At 47.9% G+C, this 11,782-nt stretch carries 11 protein-coding genes; 2 read left to right on the forward strand and 9 right to left on the reverse strand.

The genetic code is table 11. The features are described 5' to 3' along the window. Window positions 1-31: 31 nt before the first annotated feature. Window positions 32-997, reverse strand: a complete 966-nt coding sequence (gene serB / locus EDI28_RS17825; RefSeq protein ID WP_128785247.1) for a phosphoserine phosphatase — start codon at window positions 995-997, stop codon at window positions 32-34. A 113-nt stretch (window positions 998-1,110) separates the two neighbouring features. Between serB and EDI28_RS17830 the strand changes: the two genes are divergently transcribed. Then, the gene (locus tag EDI28_RS17830) at window positions 1,111-1,725 is read left to right on the forward strand and encodes a YtjB family periplasmic protein (protein ID WP_128785248.1); all 615 of its coding nucleotides are present in this window, start codon (window positions 1,111-1,113) and stop codon (window positions 1,723-1,725) included. Window positions 1,726-1,809: 84 nt separating this feature from the next. Here the strand turns inward: EDI28_RS17830 and deoD are convergent, their stop codons facing one another. The 4 genes from deoD to deoC form a co-directional block, all read right to left on the reverse strand. Further along, window positions 1,810-2,529, reverse strand: a complete 720-nt coding sequence (gene deoD, locus EDI28_RS17835) for a purine-nucleoside phosphorylase (RefSeq protein ID WP_075762499.1) — start codon at window positions 2,527-2,529, stop codon at window positions 1,810-1,812. 123 nt (window positions 2,530-2,652) lie between these two features. Beyond that, a complete protein-coding gene (gene deoB, locus EDI28_RS17840) occupies window positions 2,653-3,873 on the reverse strand; it encodes a phosphopentomutase (protein ID WP_128785249.1) in 1,221 nt (406 codons plus the stop codon). Between the two features lie 10 nt (window positions 3,874-3,883). After that, on the reverse strand, window positions 3,884-5,215 hold the full coding sequence (gene deoA / locus EDI28_RS17845; protein WP_128785250.1) for a thymidine phosphorylase: 1,332 nt from the start codon (window positions 5,213-5,215) through the stop codon (window positions 3,884-3,886). A gap of 194 nt (window positions 5,216-5,409) precedes the next feature. Then, complete coding sequence (gene deoC / locus EDI28_RS17850) at window positions 5,410-6,183, reverse strand: deoxyribose-phosphate aldolase (protein ID WP_128785251.1); 774 nt, start codon at window positions 6,181-6,183, stop codon at window positions 5,410-5,412. A gap of 55 nt (window positions 6,184-6,238) precedes the next feature. On the opposite strand from deoC, the gene EDI28_RS17855 reads away from it, so the two are divergent. Then, a complete protein-coding gene (locus EDI28_RS17855) occupies window positions 6,239-6,457 on the forward strand; it encodes a hypothetical protein (protein WP_128785252.1) in 219 nt (72 codons plus the stop codon). Window positions 6,458-6,603: 146 nt separating this feature from the next. Here EDI28_RS17855 and EDI28_RS17860 read toward each other — a convergent pair whose 3' ends face one another. The 4 genes from EDI28_RS17860 to glgX form a co-directional block, all read right to left on the reverse strand. Then, on the reverse strand, window positions 6,604-6,774 hold the full coding sequence (locus tag EDI28_RS17860) for a XapX domain-containing protein (RefSeq protein WP_128785253.1): 171 nt from the start codon (window positions 6,772-6,774) through the stop codon (window positions 6,604-6,606). Between the two features lie 421 nt (window positions 6,775-7,195). Further along, on the reverse strand, window positions 7,196-8,449 hold the full coding sequence (locus tag EDI28_RS17865) for a NupC/NupG family nucleoside CNT transporter (protein ID WP_128785254.1): 1,254 nt from the start codon (window positions 8,447-8,449) through the stop codon (window positions 7,196-7,198). A gap of 216 nt (window positions 8,450-8,665) precedes the next feature. Further along, a complete protein-coding gene (locus tag EDI28_RS17870) occupies window positions 8,666-9,460 on the reverse strand; it encodes a TatD family hydrolase (protein WP_128785255.1) in 795 nt (264 codons plus the stop codon). Window positions 9,461-9,557: 97 nt separating this feature from the next. Next, window positions 9,558-11,642, reverse strand: a complete 2,085-nt coding sequence (glgX, locus tag EDI28_RS17875) for a glycogen debranching protein GlgX (RefSeq protein WP_233353464.1) — start codon at window positions 11,640-11,642, stop codon at window positions 9,558-9,560. Window positions 11,643-11,782 lie beyond the last annotated feature (140 nt).

An 11,782-nucleotide genomic window follows, 5' to 3' on the forward strand; every position in this document is an offset into this window, starting at 1 on the left:
CGCAAGGGGAGGGAACAAGAGCCAGTAAAACCTACCAGCTAATTCCCTGCGGCATAAGGGAAGCAGAAAGAATACACATCACCCCGCCCAGATCCGCATGGCGGATAACGACCGGCGCTTCGGCCTCGACTTTCGGTTTGGCATGGTAGGCAACTCCCAGACCAGCGACTTTAAGCATTAATAGATCATTGGCTCCATCACCGACGGCAACGGTATTATGCAATGCAATCTCGTGTTGATCGGCCAGTTCACGCAAAATGTCAGCTTTGGCTTGGGCATCAACCACATCACCAAGCACCTTGCCGGTCAGCTTGCCGTTTACTATCTCTAACGTATTCGACTGAGCATGAACAAGGTTCAACTCTTCTTTTAGGTAATCCGAAAAATAGGTGAAGCCACCCGAGGCTATCGCCACTTTCCAATCGTAGTGATGAAGTGTCGCGACCAGCTCACGCAATTCAGGCATCATCGGCAATGTTGAGCGTACAGATTCCAATATCGACTCATCGGCACCGGCCAGTGTCGCAACCCGCTGACGCAGGCTCTGTTCAAAATCAAGCTCCCCCAGCATTGCTCGCTCGGTCACCTCGGCAACTTGCTCTCCCACTCCGGCTAGCACTGCAATTTCATCAATACACTCAATCTCAATAGCAGTAGAGTCCATGTCCATCACTACCAGACCAGGCTCGGACAAATCAGGCAGCTCACTGGTAGAAACAAAATCGATCTGATAGCGGATCAATGCCTGCTCCAGCAGGCCAGAGAGATCATTGCTGATCAGTACCGCATCATAGGAGCCAACCTTCCATGCAGCGACCACCTCGAGAGCATTACCGGCATAAGCGGCAATATCAGCCATGAGCTCAGGTGTAATCTGCCGCCCGTAAATCAACCCACTGGCTTGTTTTCTTACCAGATTAGAAGCGGATGTCGCATCGGGGAAACGCTGCTGAAGCGACGTATGTTTTTTAACTTTTAGCACGTTTTTTACATCCATGTTTAAGTTCAGTTATTTTAACCACGGCTACCAAAGTACCCTATTGCAATTTATCAGGGCAAGCCCCAATATGGCATTCGTGCATTTCGGCTTTGATTCCACTATACGTTAATATGATGATACTGAAAAAAACACGGCTAAAGCGAACATGGCAATTTCTGGTATTGGTGATCTGCTTAGGCGGATTAATTGCCATGCTGGAATACGGTTCGGATTTAAATATCCGCAGCTACCGGGCACTCAGCGAGCAGACCCAATCTCTGTCACGCATTATCGTTCGGCAAGCCGCAACAACGGCAGCCAAAGATGTCCTCGATAAAAACCAGGACAAACTTCAGGCGCTCATTCAGCAGCTCTCCGAAGAGCCTCTGATCCTTGATGCCAGCATTTATGATCTGGAGGGCATTGCGATTGCCAAAACAGAAGAAGCGATGCCATTAGAGCAGGTAACAGGGATCTCCACCCCGCTATCCGTCGCCAGCTTCGGCCGACAGCAAATTGTTGAACCGATCGTTATTGATAAACAGGTCGTTGGTTTTGTCCGGATTACCCTAGAGCACGGCAAGCTATTAGAAAGTGCCGCCAGCCAGGTCGAATATATGACCAATACTATTCGTGGTCTGATATTGGCAGCCTTGTTTATTGGCTTCTTGCTGGCCTTCACCTTCGGTCGCCGCAAAGATATCTGGCACTTCCCGTTCTTGTTAACCTCGAATGCAAAAGATTAACTTTATGCTACTCGTCACTGATATTCACGTATAAAAAAAGACGGCCGTGGCCGTCTTTTTTTACATATTCCTACCAACGCATGCTTATTCAGCATCACCTAGCAGAACAGATTCCAGTGCGATTTCCATCATGTCGTTGAATGTCAGCTGACGTTCTTCAGATGTAGTCGCTTCACCACGGAGAATGTGATCTGAAACAGTACAGATAGTCAGTGCCTTAGCACCAAACTCAGCTGCTAGGCCGTAGATACCTGCCGCTTCCATCTCAACACCAACGATGCCGTATTTCTTCATTGTCTGGAAGAAATCAAAATCAGGGTTGTAGAATAAATCTGCAGAGAAGATGTTACCCACTTTAACGTCGATACCTTTTGCTTTTGCTGCTTCTACGGCATTTTGTACCATGCCGTAATCAGCCAGCGCTGCAAAATCGTGATCGCCGAAACGAATACGGTTCACTTTAGAGTCTGTTGATGCACCCATACCGATCACAACATCGCGTAGGTTTACATCGTCACGCACCGCACCACAGCTACCAACTCGGATGATTTTCTTCACGCCGAAATCTTTAACCAGTTCAGTCGCGTAGATTGAGCATGAAGGGATACCCATACCGTGACCCATTACAGAGATCTTACGGCCTTTGTATGTGCCTGTGTAACCGTACATGTTACGAACATTACACACTTCTTTTGCATCATCCAGGAATGTTTCAGCAATATACTTGGCACGTAGCGGATCACCAGGCATCAGAACTACGTCTGCAAAATCACCCATTTCTGCATTAATATGTGGAGTAGCCATCGTAATTTCCTTCCATTTATCCGTCAGCCTGATTCAAACCAACGGCAATTCATTAGTGTTAGGTTGCTGTTTCGAACTACATCAAATATAGAACGAAACAGCGGCAGGGATATGTTATTAGCCTTACAGGAATGACTTACCGTATTCCATGTCAGACGTACCAAAGTATTCAGCCAGGGTTTGACCGATATCGGCAAATGTCTCACGACGACCAAGAGAGCCAGCTTTCACTTTAGGGCCTGTTACAAGAACGGGAATGTGCTCACGAGTATGGTCAGTACCTTCCCATGTTGGATCACAGCCATGGTCCGCAGTCAGGATCAATACATCATCTTCCTGAAGCAGCTCAAGAACTTCCGGTAGACGCTTATCGAAATATTCCAACGCAGCTGCATAACCGGCAACATCACGGCGGTGGCCATAAGCCGAGTCAAAATCAACGAAGTTAGTGAATACGATGGTGTTGTCACCCGCTTTCTTGATCTGCTCAAGTGTTGCCTCAAACAGTGCAGGGATACCGGTCGCTTTCACTTTCTGAGTAATACCACAGCCAGCATAGATATCGGAGATCTTACCGATAGACACAACATCACCGCCTTTCTCGTCAACCAGTTTCTGCAGCACGGTTGTTGCAGGTGGCTCGACAGACAGATCACGACGGTTACCCGTACGCTCGAACTGGCCTTTGCCGGCACCGGTGAACGGACGCGCGATAACACGGCCAATGTTGTAATCTTCTAGCTCTTCGCGAACAATTCGGCAAAGCTCCATCAGATTGTCCAAACCATAGCTTTCTTCATGACAGGCGATCTGGAAAACAGAATCCGCTGAGGTATAGAAAATTGGCTTGCCGGTTTGCATGTGCTCTTCACCCAGATCATCAAGAACCTGAGTACCGGATGCATGGCAGTTGCCCAGGTAACCCGGAAGGTTGGCACGCTTAACAATGCTATCTAGCAGCTCCTGAGGGAAGCTGTTTGAGTGATCAGTGAAGTATCCCCAATCAAACAATACCGGTACGCCTGCAATTTCCCAGTGACCTGACGGAGTATCCTTGCCTGATGACAGTTCTTTGGCATGGCCATATGCACCAGTAATTTCTGCCGCAGGATCCAGTCCTTCAGGGAAAGTACCTGAAGACTCTTCACAGGCCTTACCCAAGCCTAGCTTGTTTAGGTTAGGTAGATTAAGAGGACCGCTACGATCACCGTTGTCAGCTTCGCCACGGGCACACTGCGCTGCAATATGACCTAGCGTATTCGAGCCTACATCGCCGAAATCAACAGCATCTTCTGTTGCGCCGACACCAAAAGAATCGAGTACAAGAATAATTGAACGTTTCATTTTGACTCCATTAAACATCTTCAGGGCGAACGCGACGGTAAACCTCTGGGGTCGGTTCTGGTTTCTGGTCAGCAACAGTAATGTTGTTACGAACAGCCTGAGCCGCTTCTTCCCATTGTGCTTCGGTACGAGCGTGGATAACGGCTAGCGGGGTCTCTGCATTCACTTCAGTACCCAGAGCAATCATGTCGCTAAGACCAACTGCGTAATCGATAGTGTCGGATGCTACGCGGCGACCGCCCCCCATACCAACAACAGCCATACCCAGACCGCGGGTATCCATCGCGAATGCATAACCTGTGCTTTCTGCGAAAACAGGCTTCACGATTTCAGCTTTATCTAGGTAATTGTCGTAGTTTTCCATGAAGTCAACCGGACCGCCAAGGCCTGAAACCATCTTGCCGAAACACTCTGCTGCTTTACCGTTGTCCAGTACTTCCTGCAGTTTCGCGTTCGCTTGTTCCAAATCAGCAGCCAAGCCACTGTTTACAAGCATTTCGGCACACAATGCCATGGTAACGGTAAATAAGCGAGGGTTGCGATATTCACCGGTTAGGAACTGAACGGCTTCACGTACTTCCAGGGCATTACCTGCAGTTGAAGCCAAAACTTGGTTCATGTCAGTTAGCAAAGCGGTTGTTTTGGTACCAGCGCCATTCGCTACCGCAACAATAGACTTAGCCAGCTCTTCCGATGCTTCGTAAGTCGGCATGAATGCGCCAGAACCTACTTTAACATCCATCACAAGCGAACCTAGGCCGGCAGCCAGTTTCTTCGACAAGATAGATGCCGTGATCAACGAGATGTTATCAACCGTTGCTGTTACATCACGGGTAGCATAAACACGCTTGTCAGCCGGAGCCAAATCACCAGTCTGACCGATAATTGCTACGCCTGCATCTTTAGTCACCTGACCAAACACTTCGTTAGTCGGTGTGATGTTATAACCAGGAATAGACTCTAGCTTGTCCAGCGTACCGCCAGTGTGGCCCAGGCCACGGCCTGAAATCATTGGTACGTAACCACCGCATGCTGCCACCATAGGGCCAAGCATTAGCGATGTTACATCACCGACACCACCAGTAGAGTGTTTGTCGACAATTGGACCATCGAAGTTCATGTGATCCCAGTTGATCACCATGCCAGAGTCACGCATTGCACAAGTCAGGGCTACACGCTCGTTCATGGTCATGTCATTGAAGTAGATTGCCATTGCAAAAGCTGCAATCTGGCCTTCAGATACGGTGTCTTTAGCAACACCCTGGATAAAGAAGCTAATTTCGTCTGCAGATAGTTCGATGTTGTCGCGTTTTTTTCTAATGATTTCTTGTGGTAAATACATGGTATTCCCCGCTCAGATAATAATGTAGGGCAGATGACAATTTACCTTGCGTAACCCATTCTTGGAAAAGGCCTCACAGTATGATTCTCAGCCGCACAGGTGCCGCTCGCGCCGCAGCCGGGCAAGAACCAAACAGTAAATAGTCACAGGCAAAAAAAGTAAGGTGGCAATAAATGCCACCTTACGGGATTAGATTAGTAGCCGCCTTCAGCTGCTTTTTCACCTTCACCTAGAGTGTGAAGTAAATTAGCTAGCAGGCTTGATGCACCAAAACGGTAGTGCATGTTGTCAGCCCACTCAGCACCGTGAATGCTGTCAGCCATAGCAAGATATTGCTGTGCATCTTCAGCGGTACGGACACCACCTGCAGGCTTGAAGCCAACAGTTTTCGCTACGCCCATCTCTTTGATCACGTTCAGCATGATCTCAGCGTATTCTGGTGTTGCGTTTACTGGCACTTTACCAGTCGATGTTTTGATAAAGTCAGCACCGGCTTTAATTGAAAGCTCAGACGCTTTTTTGATCAGCTCTTCTGTTTTAAGCTCACCCGTTTCGATGATAACTTTCAGCAGAATATCACCACACGCTGCTTTACACTGCTTAACCAGCTCAAAGCCAACTTCTTCGTTACCGGCCATTAGCGCGCGGTAAGGGAATACTACGTCTACTTCGTCAGCGCCGTAGGCTACTGCAGCTTTAGTTTCAGCTACCGCAATCTCGATATCGTCGTTACCGTGTGGAAAGTTAGTAACAGTTGCAATACGGACTTCTGGTGTACCCTGCTCACGCAGTTGCTTCTTAGCAACAGGAATAAAACGTGGGTAGATACATACTGCTGCTGTGTTACCTACAGCTGTTTTAGCGTTCTTACACAACTCGATCACTTTCGCATCAGTGTCGTCGTCGTTCAGAGTGGTAAGATCCATTAGTTTAAGTGCACGTAGTGCAGCAGCTTTTAAATCGCTCATGACTATCTCCAGTCCAGTTATTTTCTACCAAGCTTATAGAAACTGTTCCATACGCTTGACGGCAATCTGTTGCTATACCGTCAAACGGCCCGCCGACAGCGAACAGTTAGATGAGCGGACTTGGTTCCTTGAAGACTCAGGGAAACAATGCGAGATTGTCGTCCTGATTGATATCCATTTCACCGCGCAAGATGCTCAGGCAACCCTGAGCACTTGCAAGTTGTGCCGTCCAGCAAACCGTGACAGTACTTCCATCACGACGGGGAAACGCTGAAACAGCAATCGTCAGTTAATGATGGTGCTCACGTATAATACCAAGCTCCGATACGCCTCACCATCAAAGTCGTGTTTCCAGTGGTGGATAATGTGTTTACCGCAAGAAAATACTGTAAACAATTGTTATTACTCAAATAACTCTATTCAAGTAAAGAAACGTTCCACGATCCACTGATAAGCAATACCTCCTGCATATACGCCGAAAATTCCCATCACTCCGGAAAGGACTGGCGGCGCAGGTATCGGCAGTTTTATCGCTGAAAATAAGACTCCAACGATGAACCCTGCCATCAGCGCCAGTATGACTTCACTCATAACGTTTCTCTCTGTCTTTACAGAACAAAGAAAGTGTAGCCTGCCGGTACTGAGGTGTCGCTGTAACGTGAGATGATGGTAGCAAAGGAAGATTGCAGAAACCGGAGCGCAATCGATTTTATGATACAAAAAGCGAGCGCGTTGCACGTTTTTACCAAATCTGTTGATCGGGATTTACGGGCAGGATCCTAGCTTTTAGATCCTAGATTTTGAATCCTAGGGGAAGTGTCGAGGGGCTAGTGACGCGAACCGAGAGTTATACCTGTCTGAATGAGTAATTATTCAGATCGTTGCGAAGGAATTGCGCCGGAGAAATCGCTTAGAACAAAACAGGGAGAGAGCTAGCTCTCGAAACCTACAAACACAAAAACGCCACAGCTTAGCTGTGGCGTTTATTATTCTTAGCTGAACGAATCAGTAATTACATTGCGCTTAGAGAGAAGAACAAACCAGCGATTGTTGCAGACATTAGGTTAGATAATGTACCTGCAGCTACAGCTTTCATACCAAAGCGTGCAATGTCGTGGCGACGGTTTGGAGCAATGCTACCAAGGCCACCAAGCAGGATTGCTACTGAAGACAGGTTAGCAAAACCACATAGAGCAAAAGAAATGATTACTTTTGTCTTTTCAGAGATAACTGCAGGAGCAGCATCGCCTAGGTAAGGAACATAGCCTAGGTAAGCAACAAATTCATTCAGGATCAGTTTCTGACCGATGAAAGAACCTGCAATGTTCGCATCAGCCCATGGCACACCAATTAGGAATGCTAATGGCTGGAATACATAACCAAGGATCAGTTCTAGTGTTAGTTCAGGCATACCGAACCAACCACCGATACCACCTAGCATACCGTTGATTAGGGCAATCAGACCAACGAATGCCAATAGCATTGCGCCGATGTTAAGAGCCAGTTGCATACCAGCAGATGCACCGCCAGCTGCAGCATCGATTACGTTAGCAGGCTTATCGTCGCCCTGCGCTTCGTCACCAGCTAGTTGCTCAACAGGCTCATCTGTTTCAGGCTTGATGATTTTAGCGAACAACAGACCACCAGGTGCAGCCATGAATGATGCTGCAATCAGGTACTCTAGAGGTACACCCATTGCCGCATAACCAGCAAGAACACCACCAGCAACCGAAGCCAGACCACCACACATTACGGCAAACAGCTCAGACTGCGTCATTTTTGGTACAAACGGACGCACAACAAGCGGTGCTTCAGTCTGACCAACAAAAATGTTAGCTGTTGCAGACATTGATTCTGCGTTAGAGGTTCCAAGTACCTTCTTAAGACCACCACCAAGAACATTGATTACTACTTGCATAACACCCAAGTAATAAAGAACGCTGATCAGTGCAGAGAAGAAGATAACTGTTGGCAGAACTTTAAATGCGAAGATAAAACCAATACCTTCAACAGAGAAGTTCACTAGGCTACCGAATAGGAATCCGATACCGACGTTACCAAAATCAATGACGCTCTGAACACCGCTACTCGCAGCACCAAGAACATCTTTACCCCAAGGTACATATAGAACAAATGCACCTAACAAAAATTGGATGGCAAATGCGCCACCAACAGTACGTAGATTAATAGCTTTACGGTTATCAGATAGTAGAACAGCTAGACCTAGCAGTACTAACATCCCAACCAGGCTCATAAACAGGCTCATAGTTTATGGCATCCCTTTAGTTAAGTTTGGCGTCTCGACAATTTGGCTCATTAAGAGTCCGGCGCATTATACTAACGCGGCGGCCGATAAAGTAATGCCGCCATCACACTTTCCAAGGAAAGAGAGTGAAAGTTTAGTCACAAACGTGACATAAATCACAAAGGAAAATGCAGCTCACGCAACCGTTTCGCGCAATCGTTTTCTTTTAGATCTAGATCACATCAAAAGTTGAAAAAGTTCAGCTGCGGTTAAACTCGTGGCTTCTTCAATTTCAGCCTCAGACTCTTCCCTGATATCAACAAGCGATTGCATAACGTTGCGTAACCTATCGGGGCGATTAGGCTGCCCCTGGAAGCCGGCAACAGGCATATCTGGCGCATCGGTCTCTAGCATCAGTGCTGCCAATGGCAGTGCTGCTATTGTAATGCGAGTTTTATTGGCCCGGCGATATGTAATCGTTCCACCAACACCAATTTTGATACCTAGATCGATTAATTGCTCGGCCTGCGAGAGACTGCCACTGAAACCGTGATAGACACCACCAGCAACCGGCGGGTTTCGTTTCAATATGCCAAGCAGCTCAGAGAAGGCCTTCCGGCAGTGAAGGATAACCGGCAAACCATAGTCACTTGCCAGCTTCAGCTGTGCTTCCAATAGTTCGACCTGCCGATCCCGGTTTACATCCGCAATGGCAAAGTCTAGACCACATTCACCCACCGCAACGCAATTAACATCCTTATTGCCTTCTCCTCCGATGACTTCTTCTAACTGCGCCTTCAGCAAGGCCAAGGCATCAGGGCTATGCTCCTGGCTAAAAAACGGATGCAACCCGAGTGCATAGTATAAATTGTCAAACTGCTGGCTAAGAGTCCTCACCGCCTGCCAATTACGTTCACCGACAGAAGGAATGATGATCTTGCCGACCCCGGCCTTGCGTGCTAGCTCAAGGTAATAAGCAGGATCCGAGGAAAAAGGCTCAAAATCGAAATGACAATGACTATCGATAAGCATGGCTAGCTCTCGCTATATATTGTTTGCTCACACCACTGCTCGTATTTGGCAGCCACTTGCTTTAGCCATTTAAGCATCTCTTTCTCCTTAGCCACTATTAACCCCGTGGTTTTGCCACCATCACGATCATACTACGCCCTGTCACCAAAATGGTATCGTGCAGATACTTTGGTGACTGCTCGATAGTATAGATGTCTCGAGGGCTTTGCTCTGCCGTATTGACCAACAAATGCCAGTCCCGACCCTCTCGGTTCGGCAAGGTAAACACCAACGGATCCCAATAGGCATTACAGATTATATAGAGCTCGTCCTCGCTGATCGGATGGATCACTGTCGATGCCAGCGAATGGGAATGCTCTGACCAATCAGGTTGATTTGGCTGAAGGCCATGCCAGCTGATCCCGACATTCTCAACTACCGAGCTCAGCGACATATGCATGTTCCAGTCGATTGTCGGTTCGGTCCGCCGAATTTGGTTCATCAGTGTCACAAACCGCAGCATATCAGCATGCTTATCGGTGAGGCGCCAATCAAACCAGCTAATCTCATTATCTTGGCAGTAGGCATTATTATTGCCCCGCTGGGTACGCCGAACCTCATCCCCCATTGAAATCATTGGGGTGCCCAGTGACAACAACAGTGTCGCCAGCATATTTTTACACTGGCGGTTACGCAAGGCTTCGACCTCTGCAATGTCCGTCGGTCCTTCCACACCATAGTTATTCGACAGATTATGACTGTCGCCGTCACGGTTGGCCTCGCCATTATCCCAGTTATGTTTCTCGCTGTAACTCACCAGATCATTGAGGGTAAAACCATCATGGGCACAGATAAAATTCACTGAACGGTGCGGCGAATGGCGATCGCTGCAGTAGATATCCGGAGATCCCAAAGTACGAGAAGCAAAACGGCTGACGCTGTCACTGTCTCCGCGCCAAAAAGCCCGCACATCATCACGAAACTTCCCGTTCCACTCATTCCAGCGATCACCAATAAATGATCCTACCTGATAAAGACCTGCGGCATCCCAGGCCTCGGCGAAGATTTTGGTACTACTCAGGATCGGATCGGAATCTATCGACCATAACAGAGGCGGCTCTTTCATTGGTTGCCCCAGACTATCTCTGGCCAGCACCGATGCAAGATCAAAACGGAAGCCGTCGACCCGCATTTCGGTCACCCAAAAATGCAGGGCATCAATAATCATCCGCCTCAGTACACTGTGGTTGGCATTGCAGGTATTGCCGCACCCGCTGTAATTCGCATATTGGCCACTTTTCTTGTCTACGATGTAATACGCCCCGTTCTGCAATCCCTTAAAGCAAAACGTCGGACCGCTCTCGTCACCTTCAGCCGTATGATTGAAAACGACATCCAGGATCACTTCAATATCTGCTTTATGTAGCTCCCTCACCAGGGTCTTGAATTCAGTGATAGCAGCCAGCGGATCTTTCTCGACACTGTAGCCGGCATGAACGGCAAAGAAGTTAATCGGACTATAGCCCCAGTAGTTTTTCCTTCCCTCGGGTGCATCATCGACATCAAACTGCTGGATAGGCATCAGCTCAACGGCTGTCACTCCTAGCGACTTCAGGTAAGGGATTTTCTCAATGACACCAGCAAACGTTCCCCGTTTAGACTCTTCGATACCCGACGAAGGATGTTTGGTAAAACCGCCGACATGCATTTCATAGATCACGGTATCTGTTAATGAATGGCGCGGAGCCTGGGAGCCCTGCCAGTCAAAGGCTCGCTGATCAACCACAACACTTTTCATTCCGCTATCTATATTCGGATCGGAACCAATCGCCTTGTCACGGCAATAATGGCGTCCAAAGCAAATCGCCTGACTGTAGGGATCTATCAGTATTTTTTCCTTGTTGAAGCGCAGTCCGACCTCCGGTTTCCAGGGGCCAGCAACCTGAAAGGCATACACCTGCCCATGACCAATATTGGCAACAAACAAAAACCAGTAATGTCCCCGCTTGTGAACCACAGGATCAAGTTCGAACGAGAGAGATGGTGTAGTGGTATCCTGACTGTCAAACAGGTGCAGTATTACTTTCGTTGCGTCTTTGGAGTAAAGGCTAAAGTTCACGCCCTGCTCTTTTATAGTGGCACCTAACGGGGATGGCTCCCCTGGCCAGGAGTAAACATCTTTTCCTACAGAAAATTCCATCATTCCTATCCCCGCCAATACGCAACACAGAGAATATTAGACCGAGAAAAAGAGAATGAAAGAGAGGCGTAACCGATTCGTAAAAAAGGATAAAAAAAACCGCCACAACTGTGACGGCTTTTGACTTTCGGGTTGAAATTCAA

Source organism: Photobacterium chitinilyticum (genome assembly GCF_004104355.1).
Lineage (GTDB): Bacteria > Pseudomonadota > Gammaproteobacteria > Enterobacterales > Vibrionaceae > Photobacterium > Photobacterium chitinilyticum.